This window comes from Terrimonas pollutisoli (assembly GCF_029360765.1).
Lineage (GTDB): Bacteria > Bacteroidota > Bacteroidia > Chitinophagales > Chitinophagaceae > Terrimonas_B > Terrimonas_B pollutisoli.
In genome coordinates, this window is record NZ_JARKNA010000004.1 from 396,376 (window position 1) to 422,585 (window position 26,210).

The window sequence follows — 26,210 nt, forward strand, 5'->3', positions numbered from 1 at the left end:
TTCACTTTTTTCACCTTTCACTTTTTTCTTAGGGTAATAATATAATAATCGCCTATACTTTTCCAGGGCCATTTTGTTTTCCATTTGTCCTCCATTTTAACCAGGCGCCGGTAAAGAGTTGGGTGCTTCTCCGCAAATCCCTGCAAATAGGATGGCGGCACAAGGGTGCACAAACCTTCTAAACTGACAACTTCAAAATTGCTACTGATATTTTTTTTGATAAAAGATGGATTGTAATACCAGCAACGGAAATATTCTCCTTCAATATGCGCTTTTGCGCCCTTGCTGCCGTTAAACCGCCGAAAAGCCGTTTTAAATTTTCCTTTAAAAAGCAGGGAAAATTCCCAAAGACAAAATTTGGGCAATAACACAAGAACCACAAAGCCGCCCGGTTTCAACAGGTCGTCAAAAGAGGACAACACCTTTGACAATTCGTTTGTACAATTTAATCCCGCGAAGTTGGAGAAAGTAAGATCGAACGGCCCCTTGTTGGATAAATCTTCCAATGTGGTATAAGAACATAATTCAGTGCTGACACTCATTTGCAGGCCATTCAACCTTGCTTTTTCTTTTAACATCACCTGCATGACATCTGAAATATCTGTCGCATGCACGGTATGACCCAATTGTGCAAAAAAGATCGCATCGTCGCCGGTGCCTGCATTTAGTTCCAGAATGGAAGAAGAGGGTTTTAAATGAGCTAATACCTGATCCCTCACTCTTTTTCTTTTGTACTGAATAATGGTATCATTGGCATACAACTCGTCAAAAAAACTAGCTTGCTTGCTGAATGCAGCGGCAGCCTTTTTTTCGTTTATGGTGGTTAGTTCACTCATGCCGTCATATTTTCAAGCGAGTCCAATCTTCTCTTATCCAGCCAGGCCGCTGGGGCGTAATAAAAAAAGGATAAAGCTTTCTTTACCGTCGCATAACTGATCATAAAAGGCTTAGTCAATAAATTCCGCAATTGTTGAATAGCGAGATGCTTCCGGTAAGTCTTGTGAACATAACGGTGAAGTTGTTTGTAAAATGCCGGCGCATACGTATTGCGAAATAGTAATGCCAATTCATCAGAGTCGGTCCAGTTTGTCTTTTCTTTCAAATCTTTTTTTACCCGCTCATAAAAGACGGTGCCGGGAAGGGGATAGGATACGGAAATGCCAATCTCATACGGAATAAGTTCATTGATCATCCGGATCGTTTTGGAAATATCCTCCCTGGTTTCACCGGGGTAGCCAAACTGGATAAAGAAAGATGGATGGATATTATTTTTCTTCAGCAATGCCGTGGCCTTGTAGATCTGTTCAACGGTGGTGCCTTTATCCATGGCATCCAGGATTTTTTGCGAACCGCTTTCGGCTCCCATCCATACATTTTCACAACCAGCCCTGGCAAGATCACGAACATAATTTTCCTGCACTAAAAGATCGGCTCTTGCCTGTATCTTAAAACGAAAATGCAGTTTCTCTTTTTCCAATAAATCAGCAAACTCGTGTACCCAACCTGGTTTCAAACCAAAAATATCGTCGCAAAACCAGATATGATCAAACCCAAATTTCTCTTTCAGCATTTTTAATTCTGTAACGACGTTCCGGGGTGATCTTGAATTATACCGGTTACCATAAATAGGCTTGGCACACCAGTTACATTTAAAGGGACAACCCCTTGTGGTAGCCATATTCATAGAGAAGTAGCCTTTGTGCCTCAACCATGTTTTCCGGTATATTTCCAGGTCAATAAGATCCCAGGCCGGAAAGGGAAGGCTGTCAAGATCTTTCATTACATTTCTTTTTGCCGTTTTTACTACAGCCTCTTTTTCCTTATAAGCAAGCCCTGCAATGGACAGAAAATCCGTTTGCTGCTGGTTGATCATGCTAACCAGTTCCAACAACGTTTGCTCAGCCTCCCCCAATAATATAAAATCGGCGCCTTCCTGCAAATATTGTTCATAGTGATCTGTTGAGTCGGAACTTGAAATAATGACCGTGCAATTATTTTCTTTAGCCAGCTTTATCATCTTAAAGGCTGCTTCACGCATATTGGTCAGGCACATCTTGGTGAGATAATTGAAGCCATCGTCATATAAAACAAGAAAGGCCGGTTGATGATTAGCTAAAGACGGGAGGATGTCTCCGGGACCATGCGCAAACATTGTATCAAAGAAAGAAATGTTGTATCCCTGTTGCCTCATCAGCGCCGCTGCATACAAACTGCCAATAGGCGCATAGGGCTGGCCCGTGGCCCATTGCTTAGGGTCAAACCGGAGAAAATAGGAATGGGAGAAAAGAATGTTTGTTGATCCGCTGATACGCATAAATTAACAAGTTGTGATTTAAATAACCAATCGTAAATGCGAAAATTGGGGTTGCTTTTAACTTCATCTAAGGAACAGCAGAAGACAAAAATTGAAATGATTGTTTCATGAATTTAAGTTTTAAGATGGTTTGGTTGGTTTAGTTCTATAGAAAGAAGGTTTTTATACCGTTTGGTAAAAAGTATAATAAACACCAGGTAATAAGATATATTGAACCGGTCGCTAAGATCGGGGAACAAAATAAATTTTAATAGGATGAGCACTCCTAATAAAAGGGACAGTTGTTGATCAAATGTAAATTTCCCAAAACGAGAATCAGAAGGGAGCAGGAGGAATAACAAAAAAAGAAGGAACAGTGGGACGTTAAAATGTAATAGCGAAGTAATAAGCCGGGAGTATAGCAACTCCAGGTAGCCGGCTAACGAAAAATGGGAATACTCAACTCCCGAAAGGTTGAGGTGTCGTATAAATGTTGGGTAATAAAATACATTCCAGCCAAAAGGCTTAAGTGTTGCGGTTGTAATTCCAAAATAGAATACAATAAAGGCGGACAACATTATGATATAAGACTTGAGTTGCATTTTTTTTTGCCAGTTCTTAGATAAAAACAAAAAAGAAAGGATACAAACGCAAGGAATAATATTGTCAAGGCGGGTAAATATGGATAATGTCATGAATAAAAATATCCACTTTAAAGAAGACTTTTCGATAATAAAATAAAAACTAAATAGCAATAAAAGCGCCGACAAAGAATCCGGAGTTGATAATCTTGCGAGAGATATCATTGGCTCGGAATACATAATGAATAAACTCACTAAAAAGGCGAATAAAATTTTCAAATATTTCGCCAGCCAATAAAATACAAGAAATCCAATTAAAATGTAAGCTAATATCGATGGTAAAACTGTTGAGATGGGTAATGAAAACCCCATCTTATAAGCTAAATTCACCAGCTCAACATACGCCGGTTTGATTGCATAAAAAGGGAGAATGCTATAAAACTCATTAGGGTATGTCGCCCATCTTTTTCTACGTTCATTACCTGCTATTTGTAAGGTATAATTTGTTTCAGGTACCACGTCCTTAACGCTGCTATAAGTTTTTTGATGTATTTCATTTACGTCCTTATGAGTCTTTTGAATAACCAGGGCAATATATCCCAGCATATCCCAATTGTAAAGTGGTCGCCTGTAAGCATAAGTAGCTATCAGCAAAAGACAGAAAGAATAAAGGCAAATAAAAAGAGCGGCTATTATACTGTCTTTCTTGTAGTATTTGAGGAGGAAAGCATTCATTTGACAGATAATAGTTATTGATTTATCGGTGAAGAGTAAACTGACAATAATTTATTTTCATAGTTTCCTTAGGTTCGTCCCTGGTTTCAAATTCAAATAGCACACACATTTTTTGCAGGTGGCATTTTTATCGATATCAAGTGTTTTTCTGAAATCAATCGCATGCCCGCTGTTAAGAATTGTATGCAGTTCCCCTCGGTGGATATTTCCTATTGGGTCATGAAAAAAACAAGGCCTCACCGTACCATCGGCTTCTACTACCGCGGACACCCATGGCGCATTGCATTTTTTATAAGGGAATGGATTCAATCCGTAAAAAGCGGCATAGTAACTATAAATGTTGCGCAGTTTGGCAGGGCTTTCCGCTATAAAGTGATGCGCCAAATCAATTTCATGCTTTTGAATAATTGTTTCAATAATGTTATGTAGTTCAGAGAGTTCATTTTCGGAAATCAAAATTTCATGTTGCCGCTGATTGCTCCACAATATTTCACGATTGAAAGCATGACTGCTGACATCGGCGGGTAAAAAGCTGATCCTGTTCAGCCCAATCTCTTTGGCTGTTTCAATAATAGCGGGCCAGTAGCGGAAGTTGAGCCGGTGAATGACCGTCCTTCCGGAGATTGAAAAACTGGGCGCCAGGTTTTTTACACTGCGCACTCCTTCTTTTAGTTTTTGAAAGGCGCCGGGTATATTGCGTATCGTGTTGTGCACTTCTTCATTGCCATCTAATGAAACGATGATTTCATCTACCCATCTTACCAGTTGTTCGGCATTTTTTTTAAGTGTAAGTCCTGTTGAAAGCAATGATATTTTTATCCCGTGATTTCCCAATATTTCACAAAAGCGGAAAAAATTCGGATTCAGGAGTGCTTCTCCGCCCGACATCAACACTTGCTGAGTACCTAATTTTTTTAAAGAAACAAGGAGCCTGGTTATGTCGTTTTCTGTAAGCTGTTTCAGGTTGCTATTATCTTTCCAGATGTCGCACATGATGCACCGGCAGTTGCAAGCACTATGCGGCATCAGGATTACAATAGGCAGGCTCGTTATTACATTTGTCTGCAAACTGCGGTAACGCTTATAGGTATCATATATGGACTGAGTAAACATCTAAGGGTGGTTTGACTGAATGCAGATCCAATGAAATGGATTTTTATTACCAGGTAATTTATTGAGCAGGCTTTTAGGATCGGAGAGGACGGAATAATTATATCCCTGCAATTCATCCAGGCTATGATGAAAATAAAAATCAGTCATTTGGCTAAAGCCGGCTGACTCATAATAATGCCGTGAACGCTGTTGTGCTGCCAGCACCTCTGAAAGCGGATAAAAGGGTGAGTCGATAATATGGATTTCGCCTCCGGGTTTTAAGAGCGGAATAGTGTTCCTGATCGTTTCATCGATTGAAGCGAAATACTGAATGGAGGCTGCAAAAATGATAGAATCAAATCTTTTTTCTTTGAATACTCCGGGTTCCAGGTACACATACATGAAATGGAGATTAGGTATGTGCTGAAAAACCCGTGCAGCCTGTTGTATTTCTGTAAAATTGATATCAGTGCCTATTACTCTGCTGCCAGGGATAAAAGAAAGCCGGTGGGATAGCCACCCGTTTCCACAGCCTGGTTCCAATATGTCAAGTGGTTTCTTTTTTCTTTTTAGATAGGAAATAAGTTTTTGGGAAGAATGTTTGCGAAGCTGCCACTCTTTATAGTGTGGATGTGTAGTTTGAATATTGGGCAGGTTGATCAACTCTTCGTCGCTGTAAATACGTCCTTCCTGGCGGCGCAGACGAATATATAATGTTTCAAAATCAGGTTTGGCAATATGATAACCGGTTTGGGTCATTTTGTTTTGGTGATCGTAAAAATGAAATTTTTTTCCAATATATTTTTAACGGAATGCACACATTGCAAATGATAGCCGTGGTGAGCAGCTTTGCTATGTATCATGTTCATATCACATCCGTCGAAAAGAACCATATAGCACCCTGTGTTGTTATGCACGTAATCGCCGAGCCGGGCAAACAGATTTTCAAAATATTCGCCGTTTTCACCGCAGCACCAGGCGTAATCTTTAAATGTTTGCGGCTGTTTTTTATAGTAGGGCGGATTGATAGCAATGACGTCGAATGACTGAATGGGGATGTTTAAAAAAAGATCAGATTCAATGATGGTTAGCGATTGCCGGTTTTCCTGGCTGTTTTTTTGTAAACACTCAATGGCAATCGGGTTAATATCCGTGGCAGTGACAATGGCTCCCTTTTTTGCGGCATGGATCGAGATTAGACCGCTACCGGCACCCAGTTCCAAAAATCGTTTTCCCTGTAATGCAATGCCTTCGATATATTGTAACAATAACTGAGTGCTAAAAAAGAAAGCGGGGTGGAATACTTCCGGCGGTATTTCAAGACAAATATCGCCATGACGATATTGCCTTGTTTTGGAAAGATATCTTACCAGCAGGGGTTTATAAGTCTTCCCGACAATATGTTTGATGACGCTTTTCAATGTTCGATTAAATGGTTTACTGCGTTAATGCGTTTAATTATTCCTGACAGGTTGGTTTAATTTTAAATTTTTAACCATATTCCGTCTGACATTGCTGTCTTTAAACAGTCTGTTAACCTTAATAGAATAATGTTTTATTTGAGCATTGATCTTATTAGCTTATTTGACAGAACTTCTTAAAAGGGTGCAATAAGGTAATAAGGTTGAATCAGTAAAATTGGTTTTTCTACTAAGGTTTATCTTAATAGATCATAATAATCAGTGTTATCAGCGTTCTATTTTTACATTTTTAAACAACTTCTTAGATGGTTTAATGCTGTTCATGATTTTAACCTTATTTCTGTCTCTGTTCTTGCCGTTAAGGACAGTCTGTTAACCTTAGTAGAAAAATGATTCATTTGAACAATGACCTTATTTTGATCGAAGCTCTGCAAACAATACAATAAGGTAATAAGGTTGAATCAGCAATTTGGTTTTTCTACTAAGGTTATCTTAAGACAAAGAATCTCGTGTTATAAAATCGGTTTCAGTCAGCAACTCTAAAAGCAATGTTCTTTCAAAATCCTTCAATTTCAGGTTGACGATATTTCCAAAGCAGCTGTAAGGCTTTTAATTCATAGGGTTTGGCGAAGAAACCTGTTTTATAACGTATAGAAGAAACTGTCCGCAATAGGTTTCTTTTTAACGACGTCAGCTTCATGTCCGAAATGGTGGGATAGTAGCCATTCAGTACTGTTTCAAAATCCTTTATTTTATTGATCATCTCGGGTGTAAGCCAGGGAGTCAGCGGATTTTTGCGCAGATCAAAACTTTCCCATTGCGGGCTTATCCAGTCTTCCAATTTTTCAGGGAAATGAAAGCCGCTTTGCAATACCTTTTTATACATCTCACTTCCTTCAGTGGGTACGGGGCTATACACATAAATGATGATCTCAGTTTTGGAATTGATTTCTTTAATTTCTTTGATGAAAGCGATATCCTGGTCAATTTGTTTCATCACCTGTTCGGGGGTATCAGCAGGTGTACCTAACACAAATGAATATTCGGGAATGATATCAAACTTCGCCATTCTTGCGGCGAAACTTCTTATTTCAGCTGCGGATTGGGTACCTCCCTTATCCATTTTTTTCAGGATTTCATCATTGCCTGTTTCAGCGCCGAAAAAGATCATTTTACAACCGCTTTCCCGCATCAGTGCTAAAGACGCATCGGAGTATTTGTCAATGGTGTCAATTCTTCCTTCGCCCCACCATACCATGTTTTCTGGTTCGATCAGTTTTGAAAACTCAATGGTTCTTTTTTCTGATACAAAAAAATTGTTGTCATGAAATTCGATCGCATTGCCGCCAAAGTTTTCCTTCAGATATTTAATGTCTTTATAGATTCTGTTGGCCGATTTACCTTTCCACCTGGCATTATAAATGGGCACTACGGCACAAAAAGAACATTTAAAAGGACAGCCCATGCTGGAGTGATAAGCGATGGTTTTGGTGCCGAGATAGGTTTTGCCCAAATAACGAGGAATTGGATAAAACTGGTTTAATTTTTCATAGGGTAGGGAGGGTAGTTCATCCTGGTCGTATAATTCGTCTTTTGGAGTTTTAACAATGTTGCCTCCTGTGCTGTAAATAAGATTATGAATCTCTTCAAAATAAGCGTTTGTCTCCAATGCATTTAGCAAAGCCGGAAAAGTTTTTTCCCCTGGTCCGTTAACAACAAAATCTACATAACCGGAATTCAGGACGGCTGCCGATTGATTGGAAGCAAAATAACCTCCCCATATGATGGTAACCTGTGGAAATAACTCACGGATACTTTTTGAAATAGGAATGGCTTGTTTTAGCTGGGGCCCTGGCATAGCAGTACAACCAAAATACCTGAAGTCGCCATTGGAGAGATAATTGTAAATCTTTGTCCATGGATCGGTCTCAAGATTACCGTCTACGATCACATAATCATACAGCCCCTCAATAGAAGAGGCAATGCTAAGAATAGAATTAGGTATCCTCGGCTTATAATTGGCGCTTCGCGGATTGAACAATAAAACCCGGCTCATGCAGGATGGCTTTAAACAGTTGGTACAGTGTTAAATCGTATCAACGCAGTAAATAGTTGCCCGGCAGATGTTGATTGTAGCGCCAGGTGGCATACACGTTGTGGATATGTGCAAGGGTGGAGGGGCTGTTTTCCACCTGCTGAAAGGAGATGATCTTAAAAATAAACAGCCGGTGAATGCCATGTGTAAATGAGTCGATCAATTCAAGCTCCCTGTAACGAAGGGCTGATAACGGAACAGGTAGCTGAAAGGTAGGCGAGACCTTAGCGCTGAAGGGAAAGGATTCTTTGCGCCTCAGTTCCTGCATGTGATTTTTACCCAGTAAATAAGCCGCCTTATAAAATTCGCTGTTTACTTCTGTGAGCAGGATCTTTCGGCTTTGTTCAACCTGCCGGCAGGCCTTGCCATTATAACGCAGTGATCCTATATAATATTCGTTGTTTACCGGGCCATGAAGGTCGGTAGGAAATAAATTGTATAATTCGCCATTGCCAACCGTGATCAGGGAGATAATTCTCGGTACGGAGTAAGCGATCTGTACCTGTTTATACAAGTTGTTATGCAGGAATACGTTTCCTTTTTTCCTGTTATAGAGTCTGTTGTTTAAGCCGATCACATACTGGTAAAAAGGATGAATAAAATGATGATGACCTTTTATTCCTTCAAAAAAATAAAGTATAAAATTGTCGGTTAATAATGTATGCATCAATCTCAGTGATAAGGTAGCCAGGGCAGCCTTTTGTTCAAAAAAATCGTTAGGGAGAAAAACCTTTTGCGCAAAAATGATAGTAATATTGACAGGGAGCTGTGAATGGCTTTCACCAGCCAGGGTAATAATAAGGGGATTATAACCGGTAAACAGATGCTGATCCGTAATATCTTTTATGATCTGCCCTTCTGCTGTAAGATAAACATGAAGCGGTTGTGCCAGGGCTTCTTTGGAAAAGCATAAATACTCCTGTTGGTAATGAAGGCCATTGAGCTTGTTTAATACTTTTTTTACGAGCGCCATCTTTAAAGCTATGAAAATATTTTCCGTCCGAATAGAAACGACAAAAAATGAAGATAGTCACTACAAGCTATGCCAAAGATGAAACTTTTAACAATCCGTACGCCTGGCTGAAACGGATCAGTTTTTATACTGGTATCCTCGAAAAGCTGGCTGCAGATCATGAAGTGATCAGTATTGAAAGAATCAATTATGAAGGTTGGCTGCAGTTGAATGGTGTCTTTTATTATTTTATGCGGCTGAAAAGAAACGTTGTTTTTTTCCCCTGGCGGATGCACCGTTTTATACGCAAACAGCGTCCGGACATAGTATTAGTGCATGGATTTATTTTCCCGCTGCAAATCATACAGCTTCGGCTTTCATTGGGTAAAAGGCCAAAGATCATCGTGCAAAATCATGCTGAAAAACCTGCTTCCGGGGTAAGAAGTTTTTTTCAGCGTTTGGCGGACCATGTTATTGACGCTTATTTTTTCACTTCACCCGAAATGGCCCGGGAATGGACAGAAAGGGGAATAATAAGAAAGGAGAAGAAGGTCGTTGAAATCATGGAAGTGTCTTCTGTTTTTTCTTACAGTGAAAAAGATAGAAGGAAGAATTTGGACAATGTTAAGGGCCTTACTTTTTTATGGGTTGGCAGGTTGAATGCCAATAAGGATCCCATTACTGTTGTAAAGGCTTTTGTAAATTTTCTTTCCCATCAACCACAGGCGAGATTGAATATGATATACCAGGAAGATGTGCTATTGAACGATATAAAGCAATTGATCGGGGCAAACAGGCAGGCGGCAGGCGCAATTGTTCTTGCTGGCCAGGTTCCGCACCGGCAATTGCAGGAATGGTATAACGCTGCTGATTTTTTTATCTCCGGGTCGCATTATGAAAGCGGCGGGGTGGCAGTTTGTGAAGCTATGTCCTGTGGCTGTATCCCTGTTCTGACCAATATTATTTCGTTTCAAATGATGACGAACCGGGGCGCATGCGGATTGCTGTACGAAGCAGGTAATGAAAAAAATTTGTTGAATTGTTTACTGCAAACGCAAAAAATGGATATCAATAAAGAACGGGAAAAAGTACTAGAGCAATTCAACAAGGAACTTTCTTTCGAAGCAATTGCTCAAAAGATTGATAAGGCAATAACTGCGCTATAAATAATAAATACTTGAAGGGGATGCAGGTTCAGGCTGATACATATACCGTAAGTGTCATTATGCCAACTTATAACAGGGCCGGGCTAATAATGGAAACAATTGATAGTATCCAAAGCCAAACTTATCAGAACTGGGAATTGATCATTGTAGATGACGGTTCAGAGGATAATACCGGAGAAAAAATTGCAGGGATTAAGGATGAAAGAATTCAGTTCCACAGGGCCGGTCGCATAGGGATTGGGGGAAAAGTAAAAAATATCGGGTTGCAAAAAGCAAAGGGGGAGTTGATCGCATTTATGGATTCGGACGATCTTTGGGCGCCAACAAAACTGGAGAAACAGGTAGTTGCTTTGCAGCAATATCCTGAAGCTGGTTTTTCGCTGACGGGAGGGTATAATTTTAGGGTGCCCGATCAGCCATTGGAATATTTTTATAAACAAACTGAAGGCGTGAAGTATGGTAATATGTTTAATTCTTTTTTTGAATCACAATTACCGGGATTTACACAGGCATTAATGGTAAGAAAAGAATGTTTTGCCGTGACAGGTTTTTTTAAAGAGGAAAAATCTTTTTCTGATCTTGACTTTATTGTAAACCTGGCATTGCATTTCAAGGCCGTCATCTTGTATGAGCCACTTTTGTATCGCCGCCTGCATGCCATAAGTTATATTAACTCAACCTGGAAGAAAAGCTACCAGGAGGGAATCGAAATTATTCAATTCTACAAAAATAAAAAGTTAGTGACTTCAAAAATGGCGGATAAAGCTTTGTTTACTGCGTATATAAATTTTGGGGAAGACTGTTTATTGCACAAAGAAAGGATAGGGGCGATAAGAAATTTCTTTACTGCGTGGAAGAATAAGCCGTTTAGTATTATTCCTTTTAAAAAAGTAGGAAAAGCTATTATTCATTATTTCACAAACTAAATAGCTCCATTATTTTTTTGGCGGTATCCTCTACTTTAAAATTGCTTATTCTCTTGTATTCTATAACCGGGTTTTGTAGAATCTCCAAAGCTTTTTGTTTCATTTCTTCTTTGGATTGTACAATATGCCAGTGTTCAATTTCTTCTCTCATCGCCTTGCAAAAGCTAATGACATGAGCTGCTTCAGACAAAGCCTCCATGCATACGCCTGAAAAGCCTTCGTACGAAGAAGGGTGCAGCAATATTTTTGCTTTTTGCATCCATAATAATGTTTCGTCATGGGATAACTCGCCGGGGAATACAATATTGTTTTCTAATCCTGATTGGACAGTAAGAGATTGCAGTCTTTGTATTTCAGGACCCTTACCTATCAATGCTGCCTTTACCGCAGGATAGTGTTTCTTTGTTTCGGCTACTACTTCAATAAAGATTTCATACTGTTTTAGAGGGATCAATGAACCAACCGCTAAAAGATCAATATCTTTTTTTAGACCAGGTTTCAATAGTCGTTTTATCTGCATACCGGGTGGAACAACAAATCCGGGACGGAGGCCATGATTTTTTTCAAATTCATCCTGCAAAAAATCAGAAAGTGCTACGAGTGTGCTCGCCGGCAATTTTATTTTTTTGGGATAATCATTTTCTTTTCTTGCATCCTGGCCCAATATCCAACAAAAATGCTGTAGGCCGTGTTTAGCCGCGAATTGGTGGCCAACGGCTGCACACTCGCCATACCAAAAACTTAATAGCCCTGATATTGCCGAAGTACGATGAATATTATCCAGGGAGGAAATTATTTTTTTTCTAAGCAATAGCCTGGATATTCCTCCTTTGTTGCGGCCACTAAATGGGATCACCTCAATTCCAAACCAGGAATAGTTATAGGTATGATAAGGGTATTGAAAGCTTAGTATTTTAACCGATATTTCCGGATTATTTTCTTTTAAGGTTTTAACTAGTTGTTGCTGCATTGGCAGACAGACGGAGTCTGCTTCGCTTTCGGCAAAGCCGGGAGTAAGTATGACCAGTGTATTTTTATTCCCCGCCATCCAATGAAATTATTTTTGTACAGTATGCCAGGCTCTTTTTATTATGTGTGATCAATACGATCATTTTTCCTTGTTGAGTCAACATCCGGCAATGTTGCAGTAGTGCAGTTTCAGCATTTTCGTCCAGTTCGTTGAAAGGCTCATCCAGCAGGATCATATCTGCGGTCTTGTACAAAGCCCTTGCAATAGCAATTCGTTGCTGCTGTCCGCCACTGATGTTCTTTCCATTTTCCGTGATCATTTTGTCGCATCCTTCCGGTGATTGACTGATCAGCTCTGTCAGCCCCGCTATTTTTATGGCAGACTCCAGCGTTGATTTGCTCACTGCTTCTTCTTCCAGCGTGATATTTCTGGAGAGGGTATCATGAATTAAAAATGTTTGCTGCCGGACATATGCTATCGAAGGCCAGGCCTTTTTTATTTCCCCGTTTTTAATGGGTGAATTATTGATCGTTAATTCGCCTTTTGCTGTTTCAACAAAACCCAACAATATATTCAGGACGGTTGTCTTTCCCTTACCCGAAACACCGGTAATGCCAATAAAATCCCCTGGTTGTATGGTGAGATTAAAGTTGTCAAGCACCGGATGCCCGTTATAGCTAAAGTAAATATCTTTTAATTGCATGGATCGGATGCCGCTTATTGCTGCATCATCTTTAGGCTGCGGTTTGTTTTTGTTGATCAAATCGCTGGCCGAAAATTCAAAGGCTTTCATTTGCCCGCTTAGATTGGTGATCTTCACGATACCGGGTATGATTTTATAAGCTGCAGCCATAAATGCTCCAATCGTCAATAGAAAACTTTCCACAGCAGCTGAACTTTTTGCAATAAGGATAAGAACAAAAAGTCCGAGCACGGCAAAAACTTCAATCACTCTTGGCGGCATGTTTTGCAAAGCCAGTGAATCGAACAGGGCATTACTAAATTGCTTTCTGGATTGAATAAAACGGTTTAGAAAAAAGCCATGGCGGTTATAGATATTGCTTTCCACCCATCCTTTCAGCGCATCCATCAGGTAACGGTAAGATTGTTGGTTATGAATCCTGATATTTTGCCTGGCCAGGTTCATTCTTTTTTTTATCCAATAAAAAACGATTATAACCGGGGGGAGTAAGATTAACAGGAGTAACAGGAAAAGTTTTGCATTCAAAATAAGAATGGCAACAACCGTAATAATGATAAGACTGGATTGGGTAATGATTTGCTGGATGCCGGTCAGGATATATTGACAAAATTCAAATGGTTGGAAACAGATATTTCGGATATGTTTGGATGAATCAATATTCACAAAGTCATCGTAGTTTGATTGTTGATAGCCTGACAAGTTGTTGTAGGATATACGAATTGCCACATCGCTGTTGAATTTATAATAAGCCTTGGAAATAAAAAATGCAGCGGCATTCTTGACAGCGAAGAAGATACAAAAGAGAGCGACGGGCCAGGCAGAGTCGTTATTAGTTAACCAGGCCGGCAGGAAGGCCGACTGCAGGTTGTTGCCTGGTTGGATGTAAAATTGTATGATCCATAATAATAATGCAAGTGATGCTATATCGAGGATGCTGATGAAGATGTCGAGCATGATCAGGATGTTGAAATGTTTCTTTTCTTTTTGAGAAAGAACCCGCCAGGTATTTTTTAGAATGCGTATCACTGTAAAAGTGTTATTTTTTCAGCACCCGGATTTAATTTGGTGGCGACCGTAGTATTTTCTTTTTGAAGGATGAATAAAGGAAAAAAAATAAAAATCATGATGCCATACTGCCTTTCAAGTACCGACTCAGTGAATAGCCAGGCAAAAAACAAAAGCACAATAAGGATCAGTGTTTTTTTTCTGCTTTCAAACGCCATTTTTCCGGCAAAAAAACAGGTGAGTAATAAAGCGGTCAGGCCAATAATTCCATTTTGTAAAAGGGTTTCTAAAAATTGATTGTGTGTGTTGTAAGCCATATACCCAATGTCGTTCCTTTCTTTTTCTCCGGTGTACATGTTTTTGGAAACATATTTTCGGTTTAGCAGATCCTGCGCATCCCCGGAGCCAACGCCCAGCCACCAACTTTTGTTTTCAGAAAGTATTTCCGGAACAAATCTCCATTGCAGTAATCGGAATTGCAGACCGTTAAAATAGTCGGCTTTGCTAAAATGAGGTTGGGTTATCATGTGAAGACTGCCATTTGTGATATCCCGGAAGCGTTCGCTGACCGGATTTTTTGAAATAAGGATAAGGCTGCTTAGGCCGAGGCTGATTAAAAAAAAGCCGCTTATAGTAATGCGTTTCACCCCGGATTTTTTTGCAAAGGATATAAAAAAATATAACAGGCATAATGAATAGAATAGTATAACCAGTTTGGATGAAAGCATGAATAATACGGCGGATAGAAAAACTATAAGGCAAATATTAATAAGCCCGGCGATGATAACTTTTTTTTTATAAAAGGAGTCGGTTAAAAAACTAATGCCGATCATTACTAATACGGAAAAATACACCGCATGCTGGCCAATGGGAGACACCAATGAATGATAGAAAAAAACAGAAGAATCATTGGTGTAGTGATGTTTTAACAGGGCACGAACAAAACAGTACAAAGAGGCGATGGTTAACAAAAGACAATAATGTTTCACCAGTTTTTGATATACATGCGGGCTGAAATTTAGGGATAGCAGAACGGCTAATGGAATCAGCAACAGGCCGGCTTTTACCCGCAAACTGTTCAGGGCCTGCTGTATATTTTCAGTATAGAGAAGCCCAAAAACCTGGAGTAAGAAAAGAACTGTGCATCCGGCAAGAAAAAACGTGAAATAGTTTTTTTTGAAAAGAGAAGATAAGGCTTGCTTGTTTGTAATTGCTCCTGTTAAAAGGATGGCGGCTATACTTAAACTGCTTACAGCTCTTAGTGAGAAAATCAGGCTGGCGAAAAAGGAGAAGTAAAGCGTGTAATTAAGTAAACCAAGGATTTTGTTCCTGGTATCTCCTGCATATGTCCGCCAACTGACTTCACCATTTGTAAGGCGCTCAATTCTGTTTTTCTTTGCGATAAGTGGCACGTCTCATTAGTTTTTGATTGATGGAACTAAACAGCGAGAAGAGGAAAGCAATAGAAAGGCAGGATGTCAAACCGATAAAAAGCCACACAAATAGATTGGGGCCTGCCAGCTGCCCGGATTTGCCAAAGCTTTGTAATACCTGTACGGAGCTGGTAAATTTCAACTCTTCCTTAAATCCCGATAGTTTTTCATTCAATTCCACAAGTTGACGGCTGATAGCAGAGCCATCAAAAATGAGAGATGAAGTATTGACGCCTTTCCCCTTTATAATATTTTCTACTGTTTGCTTCGTTGTCTCCAGCCTGTTTATTTCCACACTGGTTTTTTCAATAAGCTCTGTAAGCTTTGTCCTTTTTGCCGCCAACCGGTCTTTTATATATCCACTGTTATCAAAACCATAGACAATACCTTTCTGTAATTCAGGCAGGACAGATGGATCGGTTACCCATGCGTCGATGGTAAACCCGATTGGATTGGCAGGTGTAAATAATTTTTGAATCTCTTCTGCTTTTATGCTTTTAACCTTTGACAAAATATCCTGCGGGCAGTTCAATGCAGCTGCAAGTTCTGCGTACCCATTGTGATTTAAGAGGGCATTCCAGTTGGCGGTAATTTCTATGTTGTTTTGATTGGTTAGTGCGATGGTTGAAAGCAATACCAGCCGGGATTTATAAACTTTTGGCAAAGATCGATATCGTAAAAAACCTAATGCCAGGCCGCTGATTATAGCTACGATAAAAACCCATTTATATTTTTTGAAAAAAAGTATAGCTCTTTCCAATAATAAAAGCAAGTCTATATCATCTGACGGCAAGTTTTGTGTTTTAGGATTACCACTCATAAAACCAGCTATTGGTATTTTAATTTTGATAAACCAGCAATCAATAGGCAAGCCTTCAGGGCATAGCTATCCCCTGCATGTTCGTCAGCTATAAAACGGAAGTTCTTTTTTTGGGGTTGCCTCAGGACCTGCTAAAAAAAGAAATTATATTTTGCTTTCAGCGTTTATGTGGTATTATCTTCGTTTTGTCTATGCCAACTGGAAATAGCAATAAGCTGTTCTACAATTTCTTTTCACTGGGCACCGTGCAGGCTATCAGTTCCCTGATCCAGTTGATGGTTATCCCTTACGTTATCAGGAAGATTGGTGTGGATAGTTTTGGAGTAGTGGCGGTAGCACAGGTGGTGATGTTTTACCTGGCGGTGTTGGTTGATTATGGATTTAACCAATCTGCTGTAAGAGATATCGCCATTTATAAAGATGATCCTAAGCAGGTGTCAGCCATTTTTTTCAGGGTGCTTTTTTCAAAATTGATCCTTTGTGTTATTGCTTTTATCCTATTACTCTTGTTAGTTTTGTTTGTTCCGGTATTCCGTGAACATTTTGTTTTGTATGGAATGGCTTTTTTATTTGTGGCCGGTCAGTCTTTGTTATTATCATGGTTTTTTCAGGGATTGGAAAAAATGCATTTGGTGGCTGCCGCCATATTAACCGGCCGTGTCTTATTCGTCATACTTGTATTCATTTTTATTAAAAATAAAAATGACGATATCTTATACCTGCTTTTTTGGGGTATAGGTAACATTATTACCGGTATCATAAGTTTGGTGATAGCTGTCAGCGTTTTTAATTTGACTTTTGTCAGGCCGTCCCGACAAGATATTACCGCGGAGTTGTATGAAGGTTGGCCAATTGCTTTTAGCCATCTCTCTAATAGCGCCTGTCATTATTCAAATACTTTTATTTTAACTTTTTTTGCCAGTGACCTGGTAGTAGGTTATTATAGCATCGCTGAACGGATATTGTTTGCCATCAAACAAGTGTTTGTCGTGTTTTCGCAATCTGTTTATCCACGGGTATGTTTGTTGCTGCAGAAAGGAAAAGAATTTGTATTTGTTTTTTTCAGACAGGTATACCTGAAGTTTTTTGTATTGGTTGTGCTGGGGTGTTTCCTGCTTTTTATATTCTCTGCCCCAATACTTTATTTTTTTATGGGGAATGAAAATGTACATTCCGTATTTTTTCTCCGCATGTTTAGTATTGTAGCCATAATGATTTGTCTGAATATTCCGGCTACACTTTTATTATTGGCTGCAAACCAGAAAAAAAATTATTTCAGATTATATACATCGGCTGCTGCCATAAACATTTTACTCAACATTACACTGGCAAGTCGCTTTGAGGCGCGAGGCACCGTGCTGGTTGTTTTCTTTACTGAGTTTTTAATAACAATGGGGCTGAATCTTATCGTGTACCGGCAATATATGAAGGATAATAAACAGGTCGGGGAACAACCGGTTGACGTCAACTATTGATATATGCAGGAGAAAACAGGTCAATCCTTTTTTGAATGGGAAAGTATAAAGATCAATAAATATTTTCCTTTTGCATTCATTTACTTTTTTATAAATGCAGTGGCCCTGCCGTTTGGCCTGACTTATATGGCATTGTTGGCTCCTTTTTTCTATATATGGGTATTGCTGAAGCGAAAAAAAGAAATACTGCTTCCGTTTATAGTCATACTGTTACCTTTTGTTATTATTCATATCACGGTGGTTGGAGTGGAACTGAAGTCGTACACAATTTCATTGCTTAATCTGCTACTGGTCTATGTTTTTTGCCAGGCCGTTTATACTTTTTTGTGCGTATGTAAGGATGTTGAAAAAATATTCCGCTGGATACTTGTCCTGAATTTTATTTGTTGCCTGGTGGCGATACCCCTTTATTTCACCCCGTACTATCATGTACTGTGGGATGAGCAAATATTGACGGAAGGAGTTGGCCGGTTAAGACGGTTGAAGCTTTTGACTTATGAGCCGTCCTATTATGCCTTACTTTTTACTCCCTTTTTCTTTTTTTATCTCCTTCAATTTTTTTTAAAACAAAACAAGCTCGCCGGCAGCTTGTTGTTGTTCATGTTATTTCTGCCTTACCTGCTTTCTTTTTCCATTGGTGTTATGGCGTCTGTTCTGTTCGCTTTGTTTTTTACCTGGATCAGTTATTTTAAACGACTGACTTCGAAAAGGAGAATCACCAACGCCATTATTACCGGAGTAACGGTTGTGGCCGGGGCAATGCTGGTGTTGATTCTATTTTTCCGGCACAACCAGCTTTTTACAAGGATCAGCAATATTTTTAGCGGCACAGATACGTCCGGTAAAGGAAGAACCATCGATGCATTTATATTGGCAGGTAAAATGTTAAATGGAAAAAATGAGTATTGGGGTATAGGGCTTGGCCAGGTTAAAATCGCCGGTAACTCTATTATCAGCAATTACTACTTGTATAATATGGACTTTGTCGCCACCATCCCCAATGCTGTAGCGGAAACAATGGCCATCTTTGGCTGGGTGGGCGTTTCCATCAGGATACTTATCGAAGTAGCGCTTTTCTTTTTTACAAGTGTTTGGAAAAACTACTACAGGCTTTCACTTTTCTTATTCATGTTCATCTACCAGTTTACCGGAAGTTTTATAACCAATATTGCTGAGTATGTAATATGGATACTGGCATTTACCAATGTCTTTCGCCAATTTGATGTACACGGGAATAAAGAATCTGAAGCTACACGGACTTCGCAGCAGCCGGTTTAATGATCATTCGTTGTTCCCCACAAGCGGCCTGCAGCATCAGACGTTCATAGTCGGCAATGTTTTTTTCTATGCTATATACGTTCCTGATTTTTTCGAGGTTGGATTTTTTTCTTTCCCAGACGGCGATATTGTTTTGCGGCGTGTCAATGATGGTTGACACTTCTTTTTCATTTGAAAAATAATCGGCGCCTGCCTGTAATACGGCTTTATTGAAAATATTGTTATGGGCCGCGATATTGCACCCGCAAGCCATCGCTTCTAAAAGGGAAGGGTTGGTGCCGCCGACTGAGTGGCCATGAAAATAGCGGGTTGAATAATATCGAAGGTTGTTGAGTACATACTGATCATATATTGAACCAATAAACTTAACACCGCGGTTATTGAATTTCCTGTTTAAATATTTTCCAAACTTATTGTTGGTGTTGCCAACGATCAGCAATGGGTGGGATTGCCCGGAGCCAAGAAAACCCCTCACGATCATTTCAATATTATTTTCAGGCTCTATCCTCGCAACTAACAGGTGATATTGATTGGGAACAAGTTTATACCTGGCCGGAATGTCTTCATTTGGCTGGGAGAAGATATCTGCACCATAAGGAATGTACGCTGGGTTCCTGCCGTAGTTAGCCCAAAAATGATATTGCATTTGCGGGGAATCTGCAATAAGTACCTGGGCATTTTTGGCCGCCAGTGATTCAGCAAATTTTAAAAATCGCTTGGTAGGTTTATTGAATTTACTGCGCATCCATTCCATGCCATCTACGTTGAGCATGTTGATAGTTTTTTTGGGCCAGCGCCAATGCCAGATCGAATCGCTGGTATAGCCAAGATGCAGCAGAATGTCAAAATCTCTTTTACGGGAATCGTTGATACAATTGAGATCATAGATGAACTGCCCAAAAGTGCCCAGTTTTGCTTCGGGGTCGGTGCAGTGAATGATCTGTACGCCGTTCCATTCATTTTCCTGGTAAGGATGCCTGCTTGAATTATAAACGAAAACTTCATGTCCTCTTTGTACAAGACCGGCTGAGAGATATTCCGCAAATTGTTCGAACCCTCCATAGTGATTGGGTATGCCCCGGGTGCCTAATATGCCGATTCTTAATTTTCGCATGGAGATATAATGGTTTGGTAAGCTTTTAAAGTGGTAGCCGCAGCCTGCTGCCAGGTGTAATGAAGCGATACTTTCTGCTGCAACTTTGGATTGAAATCGGTATGTGCGGCATGCGTTACTGCTGCATAAATTGATGCCGGATCACCGGGATCGCAATAGAAAGCATCATCGTCAAAATATTCTTTGGTGAAGCCTTTTTCTGTCACAACAATATTGCATCCCATGGCGGCTGCTTCCAGCGAAGAAAGACCACAGGTCTCATGCCAGCTCGGCAGCACATGAACCTTTGCTTTTTTGTAATAACTGATCAATACATCAATTGGCACGCGGCCACAAAAAATAATATTATCAGCGGCTATCTTTTTACACTCTTCATAGTAAGCTTGCTGATTGGGCGCCGGCAATCCCGTTAGTAGAACATTATAGTCCGTATGATTGAGGGCCCGGATCAGGTTAAGCTGATTTTTTCTCCCTTCTATTCTTGCAGCCGATAAAACCAGTTTGTTATCTTTTTTTATTCCGGGATCGAAGGAAAATAAAGAACTGTCAATGCCATTTGGCACTACCCTGTATTGTTTCCGCACACCATATTGTTGTTCCAGTTTCCGGTATTCCGCTTCCGAATTAGGAAGAAGCAGTTTGGCTTTCTGTAAAATTTCCCGGATGCTTTTGGTCTGTCCTTTCCATAGATAAGACTTGCTTTGCAGACCGTCTTTTCGCAGCAGCCATCTTGCAATTGTCTTTATGTATTCATTTGCGGCTGAAGGAAACAGGCGTAGGATCAGCCCTGGCATCCCTTTACGATGATAGGTGTCATATTCAGTATAATCAACAAGGATGGTAGAAACAACGGCAGGTTTTGAGGCTTTTGAAATGTGCGATAAAATATCTGCCGGCCGGGTGATATTAAAGAAATGTACCAGGTCGTAACGGGAATAATCAATGGGCTCAGATGTCAAAAAAACACTTACATCTACTCCCAACTGTTGCAGGAATTTTGCTGTTTGTAAAACCTGTTCCGTATCTCCACCAGGAACAGTATGCAGCGTGGATCGGGTAATAAATGCAATTTTCATTATTTATCCGGTAAGCTTACAGCAACTTTTCAGGTCAAATCGGATAAAGCTGGTAATAGGCTGCCTGTGATAAATAAAAATTATTCTGTCTTTGGGATTAACAGGATTAATAGGAGGATAAATTTTGACAATCTAAATATTTTGATCCTGGCCATTTATTAAGATTGTATAGTAATTTTAGCCAAAACATATTTTTCAAAGCACTCTAACTATTGTTATGCACAAAATGAAAGTTCTTTTAGTCTGCACCCTGCTTGTTACACTAAATGGTATGACACAAAACAGCCGATGGCAAAAACTTTTTAACGGTAAGGACCTGCAGGGCTGGAAACAATTAAACGGGAAAGCAACCTATGAAGTGAAAAACGGAGAGATAGTAGGAACTACCGTGATGAACGAGCCCAATTCCTTTTTGGCTACCGAACAGGTTTATGGAAATTTTATTCTTGAGCTGGAGTTGTTGGTCGACACATCGATGAATTCCGGTATACAAATAAGAAGCCTCAGTAAACCAGAATATCTAAACGGGAGGGTACATGGCTACCAGGTAGAAGTAGATCCCGCCAAAAGAGCCTGGAGCGGTGGTTTGTATGATGAAGCAAGAAGAGGCTGGCTTTATCCATTAGAGTTAAATCCCGCCGCTAAAAAGGCCTTTAAAAACAATCAATGGAATAAATACCGGATAGAATGTATTGGTCATACCATTCGTACCTGGGTAAATGGTATCCCGGCTGCACATGTCGTAGATGCTGAAACAGCAGAAGGGTTTATTGCCTTGCAGGTACACAGCATCAATCAACCGCAACAAGCTGGTAAACACATTCGCTGGAGAAATATCCGCATTCAAACAGAAGACCTGACGGCGACAGCTTACGATAATATTTATGTAGTGAATACCGTTCCCAACAATCTTTCATCGCAGGAGGCCAGGAATGGGTTTTCCTTATTGTGGGATGGAAAGACAAGTAATGGCTGGCGGGGAGCCTACAAAGAAAGTTTTCCGGAAAAAGGTTGGGCAATTAACAATGGTGAATTATCGGTGGAGAGGTCGGCTGGTGGCGAATCGACAAATGGTGGCGATATTGTAACGGAAAAAAAGTTCAGCGCATTTGAATTGAAATTTGATTTCAAATTAACGGAAGGAGCGAACAGTGGCGTAAAATATTTTGTGACCGAATCGGAAAATAATAAAGGTTCTGCCATCGGATTGGAATACCAGATTTTGGATGATGAGAAACATCCCGATGCAAAAATGGGTATCAATGGCAACCGGACCTTAGCTTCTCTGTATGACCTGATCGCCTCTGATAAAAATCCTGCCGCAAGAAAAAAGATCGGAGAATGGAACCAGGGCATTATCAGGGTTTATCCTAATAATAACGTAGAGTATTGGTTAAACGGTTATAAAGTTGTGAGCTATAAAAGAGGTTCGCCCGAATACCTGGCTCTTGTTGCCAAAAGCAAATACAAAGATTGGCCCAACTTCGGCATGGCAAAAGAAGGAAGGATTCTTTTACAGGATCATGGCGACAATGTTTCTTTCAGAAGCATTAAGATCCGCACATTAAGATAGAACCACGAGTTATAGGATTATGGAGGATGATGAGGAGGTGGAAGGCATCTCACTGGTCAGTCGAATTATTTATTATGTCAGTTTTCTTTTTTACAAGGAAAGATTTTAGAAAACTCAAAAAATATTTGTCCATTTTAAATTTCAATTATGTCGGTAACACGTAGAAATTTTATCAGGCAGTCAGCAAAGGCTTCTGCCGCATTATATGCAGCTTCTTTGGGCTTTAGTGCCAAAAGCTATGGTAATATTATTGGCGCCAATGACAGGGTAAGGATTGGTGCAGTAGGTTTTTCTGATCGTTTCAGGCAGTCTTTATTTCCTTCTTTTTTAAACCACTATAAAGAATTGAATTTTGACCTGGTGGCTGTAAGTGATATCTGGAAATTGCGACGGGAGGAAGGACAGGCGTATTTGAAAGAAAAAATGGGTCACGATATTCAAGCCTGTGTAAATAATGATGAACTCTATCGTATCAAGGACCTGGATGCTGTGATTATCAGCACCGCCGATTTTCAACATGCATTGCATGCCATCGAAGCCGTGAAGGCTGGTAAAGATGTGTATGTTGAAAAACCATTTGCAGAAACGATGGAAGATAACCGGGCTGCACTAAAGGTGATCAAAGCATCTGATAGAATTATACAAGTAGGTTCACAACGCAGAAGCGGTGGCAACTACACTGCTGCGGCCGACTTTATACAATCCGGAAAGTTTGGACCGGTTACCATGGTTGAATTGACCTGGAATGTAAATCAACCGGGTCGCTGGCGGAGACCGGCCTTGGTAGCCAAATGCAAAAAAGAAGATACGGACTGGAAACGGTTTTTACTGAATCGTCCCTTTGAAGAATGGGATCCACGCAAATATTTGGAGTATCGTTTATTCTGGCCCTATTCATCCGGCATGCCCGGTCAATGGATGAGTCACCAGATCGATACGGTGCATTGGTTTAGCGGTTTAAAACATCCACGCAGCGTGGTGGCCAATGGTGGTATTTATATGTGGAAAGATGGCAGGAGAAACTGGGACACCACTACTGCCGTATTTGACTATGGCCCGGAAAACGATAAGACGACCGGCTTCCAGGTTACCTTTAGTTCAAGAATGCATAATGGCGATGAGAGACCTGCTGAAATTTATTACTCGAATGGTGGTGAGTTAAATCTTATTACCAATAAAGTATCACCGGCCGGAGGATTGGAGGAAAAACATGCAGCGGCGATGAACATGAAACCAAATCTGCTGCCTGAATCAGTATTGATAGATAAAACAGAAAAGGTAGTGGCTTCGGCGAATACTGGTGCAGATACGTTAACCAGTAATCACATGCGCAATTATATGGAATGCATTCGTAGCCGTAAGCAAACCAACGCACCGGTGGAGGCAGGATATAATCATTCCATCGCTACCATCATGACAAATGCTGCCGTCAGAACAGGTGCTAAAGTAACCTTCGATGAAAAGACGCAGGAAGTAATGGCCAATGGTAAAGTATTTAAATACTAGTATTAAGTTATTATACTTTGGCAGTCCCTATTCGGCTGTGAGCTTCGGGACTTCAATTTAGCTATCGAACTATCGGTCTCGAAGCTCATAGCCCCAAGCTCGTGGCTTTATTGAAACGACATTTTAAAATTGACATAACACCAGGTCATGCAATTAATGAGAAAAACGATTTGGCTTTTGCTTTTGTCGCTGCCATTTTTTGCTTCAGCCCAAAAGGCATTTAAGATTGTTGAACAGAAACACAAAAAGCAGGTTGATATTTTATTTGATGGAAAGCTGCTGACTTCCTATTGCTACTATGATTCGAGTTTCAAGCCAATACTGTTTCCCGTGAATACGGTGGATGGTATAACCGTGACCCGCGGTTATCCGTTTCAACCTGTTGCAGGTGAAAGAACAGATCATCCGCATCATACAGGAATTTGGCTGAATTACGAATCGGTCAACGGGCTGGATTTCTGGAACAATTCAACAGCGATTGCACCGGAAAAAAGAAATCACTACGGAACCATTGTTCATAATAACATAGTAGATAAAAAGGTCAACGGGAATACTGCTACCCTTGCAACATCAGCGTTATGGAAAAGACCGGATGGAAAGATTTTATTGAATGAACAAACAACTTTTCACTTCAGCGTCCGCGGCAATAATTTTATCATTGACCGTACAACTCAGTTAACGGCTAAAGATACAACAGTAGTTTTTAAAGATGTAAAAGATGGCATATTTGCTATTCGTGTTGCCCGTGAATTGGAGATGCCTTCCAGAGAAGCTTCCAGTTTTGTAGACGATAAAGGAAATATTACCACTGTTACTGCTTCTGATAAAAATGTTACGGGAATGTATTATGCCAGTAACGGTTTAAAAGGTGATTCGGTCTGGAGCAGCAAAGGCAAATGGGCTGTGCTTACCGGAGAAAAAGATGGTAAAAATATTACTGTGGGCATTATCGATCATCCAGCAAACATTGGTTATCCCGCTTATTGGCATGCCAGGGGTTATGGTCTCTTTGCCATTAATACCCTGGGCAGAAAAGTATTTAGCAAAGGCGCTGAGGAGTTAAACTTTTCGCTGGCTCCGAAAAAGTCAGTGATTTTTCGTTACCGGGTGGTAATCGCTTCCGGTTCAAAATTGAGCACTGAGCAAATGAATAAGCTTAGCGATGAGTTTGCGAAAAAGTAACGCGGTTTCTATAGTTTCCCGGCGTATTCACGGTTAAGTTTATTTGAAACACAAAGTCACGGAGACACAGGGATACAGGAAAATAAAAGATAAATCTCCCTCATTCTGTGTCTTGGTGCCTCCGTGGTTCAATATTCCGTGCTGGATTTTGCCACACCTGATTTGCGTTACCCCATGTCTTTACGAGAAAATACTTTTAAGACAGCTTTTTTCTTTATCTCTCCCAGAATGGGGGCGGATCTATTCCGAGTGTTCGCAGGTACACATATCCCTGTCCGCGGTGGTGTATTTCGTTGTCAATAAAATATAGAATAACCCAATAAACGGGCCCTTCATATTGACCAAAGGCCAGCGTGGTTTCCTGGAAACGTCGTGGCGTAATTTTTGGCCATAATTCGTTCAGCATGTCTGTTGTTTCATCCCACAACTGCAGCAATTCGGCTTTCGTCGCAGGTTTGTGTTCGCCATCATTAAAAGGTTTCCACTCGTTGGTCACTATACCGCGAATACCGGGTGCGGCCATCGACAGCATCTCCAGCGCCAATTCGGAAAAAGGTCGCATGCCGCCAACTGAATAATTAAATAATTCTTTTTCTGGAAAGGCCTCTATCATTTTCCTGGTCAGCCTGCGGTGACCCTGCCAGTGATTCAAAAGTGCCTCTGCTGTAATAGCTGCATCAATAACGTTAGTCTTTTCTGCGATGGTATTTTCCATATGTACCTGTTTATGGGTTTAAATTTTGTTTGATAGCACAAAGAAAATATCAGTTACTGACAACCCTATGGCAGTGCTAATTTTGCTGAATCACTTTTT

Annotated in this window: 22 protein-coding genes; 7 read left to right on the top strand and 15 right to left on the bottom strand. The window is 40.3% G+C overall.

Going from position 1 to position 26,210, the window contains the following annotated elements; all coding sequences use genetic code 11:
• Positions 1 to 17: 17 nt before the first annotated feature.
• The 8 genes from P2W73_RS10285 to P2W73_RS10320 form a co-directional block, all read right to left on the bottom strand.
• A complete protein-coding gene (locus P2W73_RS10285; protein ID WP_276501943.1) occupies positions 18 to 836 on the bottom strand; it encodes a class I SAM-dependent methyltransferase in 819 nt (272 codons plus the stop codon).
• Complete coding sequence (locus tag P2W73_RS10290) at positions 833 to 2,314, bottom strand: B12-binding domain-containing radical SAM protein (RefSeq protein WP_276501944.1); 1,482 nt, start codon at positions 2,312 to 2,314, stop codon at positions 833 to 835. Before P2W73_RS10290 ends, P2W73_RS10285 begins: the two co-directional genes overlap by 4 nt.
• A gap of 113 nt (positions 2,315 to 2,427) precedes the next feature.
• Positions 2,428 to 3,609 carry a hypothetical protein gene (locus P2W73_RS10295; RefSeq protein ID WP_276501945.1) on the bottom strand — a complete coding sequence of 394 codons (1,182 nt, stop codon included), beginning with the start codon at positions 3,607 to 3,609 and terminating at the stop codon, positions 2,428 to 2,430.
• A 57-nt stretch (positions 3,610 to 3,666) separates the two neighbouring features.
• Positions 3,667 to 4,722 (bottom strand): radical SAM protein, encoded by a 1,056-nt coding sequence (locus P2W73_RS10300; RefSeq protein WP_276501946.1) that lies wholly within the window; start codon positions 4,720 to 4,722, stop codon positions 3,667 to 3,669.
• Positions 4,723 to 5,460 carry a class I SAM-dependent methyltransferase gene (locus P2W73_RS10305; protein WP_276501947.1) on the bottom strand — a complete coding sequence of 246 codons (738 nt, stop codon included), beginning with the start codon at positions 5,458 to 5,460 and terminating at the stop codon, positions 4,723 to 4,725.
• Positions 5,457 to 6,122, bottom strand: coding sequence for a methyltransferase (locus P2W73_RS10310; RefSeq protein ID WP_276501948.1), 666 nt, complete (start codon positions 6,120 to 6,122; stop codon positions 5,457 to 5,459). Before P2W73_RS10310 ends, P2W73_RS10305 begins: the two co-directional genes overlap by 4 nt.
• Before the next feature lie 556 nt (positions 6,123 to 6,678).
• Entirely contained in the window at positions 6,679 to 8,178 is a 1,500-nt protein-coding gene (locus P2W73_RS10315) for a B12-binding domain-containing radical SAM protein (protein WP_276501949.1), read from the bottom strand.
• Positions 8,179 to 8,218: 40 nt separating this feature from the next.
• Positions 8,219 to 9,190, bottom strand: a complete 972-nt coding sequence (locus tag P2W73_RS10320) for a hypothetical protein (RefSeq protein WP_276501950.1) — start codon at positions 9,188 to 9,190, stop codon at positions 8,219 to 8,221.
• A gap of 47 nt (positions 9,191 to 9,237) precedes the next feature.
• Here P2W73_RS10320 and P2W73_RS10325 point away from each other — a divergent pair, with 47 nt between their 5' ends.
• Positions 9,238 to 10,335 (top strand): glycosyltransferase family 4 protein, encoded by a 1,098-nt coding sequence (locus tag P2W73_RS10325; RefSeq protein WP_276501951.1) that lies wholly within the window; start codon positions 9,238 to 9,240, stop codon positions 10,333 to 10,335.
• Positions 10,336 to 10,355: 20 nt separating this feature from the next.
• The gene (locus P2W73_RS10330) at positions 10,356 to 11,261 is read left to right on the top strand and encodes a glycosyltransferase family 2 protein (RefSeq protein WP_276501952.1); all 906 of its coding nucleotides are present in this window, start codon (positions 10,356 to 10,358) and stop codon (positions 11,259 to 11,261) included.
• Here P2W73_RS10330 and P2W73_RS10335 read toward each other — a convergent pair.
• From P2W73_RS10335 to P2W73_RS10350, 4 genes are read right to left on the bottom strand one after another with little or no spacing between them, the layout of a single operon-like run.
• On the bottom strand, positions 11,251 to 12,309 hold the full coding sequence (locus P2W73_RS10335; RefSeq protein ID WP_276501953.1) for a glycosyltransferase family 4 protein: 1,059 nt from the start codon (positions 12,307 to 12,309) through the stop codon (positions 11,251 to 11,253). The genes P2W73_RS10330 and P2W73_RS10335 overlap by 11 nt on opposite strands.
• Positions 12,296 to 13,960, bottom strand: coding sequence for an ATP-binding cassette domain-containing protein (locus tag P2W73_RS10340; protein WP_276501954.1), 1,665 nt, complete (start codon positions 13,958 to 13,960; stop codon positions 12,296 to 12,298). The genes P2W73_RS10335 and P2W73_RS10340 overlap by 14 nt, the downstream gene beginning before the upstream one ends.
• Entirely contained in the window at positions 13,957 to 15,351 is a 1,395-nt protein-coding gene (locus tag P2W73_RS10345) for an O-antigen ligase family protein (RefSeq protein WP_276501955.1), read from the bottom strand. Before P2W73_RS10345 ends, P2W73_RS10340 begins: the two co-directional genes overlap by 4 nt.
• Positions 15,320 to 16,192: a hypothetical protein gene (locus P2W73_RS10350; protein ID WP_276501956.1), complete on the bottom strand. Its 873-nt coding sequence runs from the start codon at positions 16,190 to 16,192 to the stop codon at positions 15,320 to 15,322. Before P2W73_RS10350 ends, P2W73_RS10345 begins: the two co-directional genes overlap by 32 nt.
• A 191-nt stretch (positions 16,193 to 16,383) precedes the next feature.
• On the opposite strand from P2W73_RS10350, the gene P2W73_RS10355 reads away from it, so the two are divergent.
• Positions 16,384 to 17,667, top strand: a complete 1,284-nt coding sequence (locus P2W73_RS10355) for an oligosaccharide flippase family protein (RefSeq protein WP_276501957.1) — start codon at positions 16,384 to 16,386, stop codon at positions 17,665 to 17,667.
• Positions 17,668 to 17,670: 3 nt separating this feature from the next.
• Complete coding sequence (locus P2W73_RS10360) at positions 17,671 to 18,945, top strand: hypothetical protein (RefSeq protein WP_276501958.1); 1,275 nt, start codon at positions 17,671 to 17,673, stop codon at positions 18,943 to 18,945.
• On the opposite strand, the gene P2W73_RS10365 is transcribed toward P2W73_RS10360, so the two are convergent.
• Together P2W73_RS10365 and P2W73_RS10370 are read right to left on the bottom strand one after the other, a co-directional pair.
• Positions 18,917 to 20,059, bottom strand: coding sequence for a DUF1972 domain-containing protein (locus P2W73_RS10365; RefSeq protein WP_276501959.1), 1,143 nt, complete (start codon positions 20,057 to 20,059; stop codon positions 18,917 to 18,919). The genes P2W73_RS10360 and P2W73_RS10365 overlap by 29 nt on opposite strands.
• Positions 20,047 to 21,135: a glycosyltransferase family 4 protein gene (locus tag P2W73_RS10370; RefSeq protein ID WP_276501960.1), complete on the bottom strand. Its 1,089-nt coding sequence runs from the start codon at positions 21,133 to 21,135 to the stop codon at positions 20,047 to 20,049. Before P2W73_RS10370 ends, P2W73_RS10365 begins: the two co-directional genes overlap by 13 nt.
• 226 nt (positions 21,136 to 21,361) lie before the next feature.
• Between P2W73_RS10370 and P2W73_RS10375 the strand changes: the two genes are divergently transcribed.
• From P2W73_RS10375 to P2W73_RS10385, 3 genes are all read left to right on the top strand, one after another.
• Complete coding sequence (locus tag P2W73_RS10375; RefSeq protein ID WP_276501961.1) at positions 21,362 to 22,708, top strand: 3-keto-disaccharide hydrolase; 1,347 nt, start codon at positions 21,362 to 21,364, stop codon at positions 22,706 to 22,708.
• A 147-nt stretch (positions 22,709 to 22,855) separates the two neighbouring features.
• A complete protein-coding gene (locus P2W73_RS10380; RefSeq protein WP_276501962.1) occupies positions 22,856 to 24,214 on the top strand; it encodes a Gfo/Idh/MocA family protein in 1,359 nt (452 codons plus the stop codon).
• A 147-nt stretch (positions 24,215 to 24,361) separates the two neighbouring features.
• Positions 24,362 to 25,396 carry a DUF6807 domain-containing protein gene (locus P2W73_RS10385; protein WP_276501963.1) on the top strand — a complete coding sequence of 345 codons (1,035 nt, stop codon included), beginning with the start codon at positions 24,362 to 24,364 and terminating at the stop codon, positions 25,394 to 25,396.
• A gap of 214 nt (positions 25,397 to 25,610) precedes the next feature.
• Here P2W73_RS10385 and P2W73_RS10390 read toward each other — a convergent pair whose 3' ends face one another.
• The gene (locus tag P2W73_RS10390) at positions 25,611 to 26,111 is read right to left on the bottom strand and encodes a DinB family protein (RefSeq protein WP_276501964.1); all 501 of its coding nucleotides are present in this window, start codon (positions 26,109 to 26,111) and stop codon (positions 25,611 to 25,613) included.
• Positions 26,112 to 26,210: the final 99 nt, after the last annotated feature.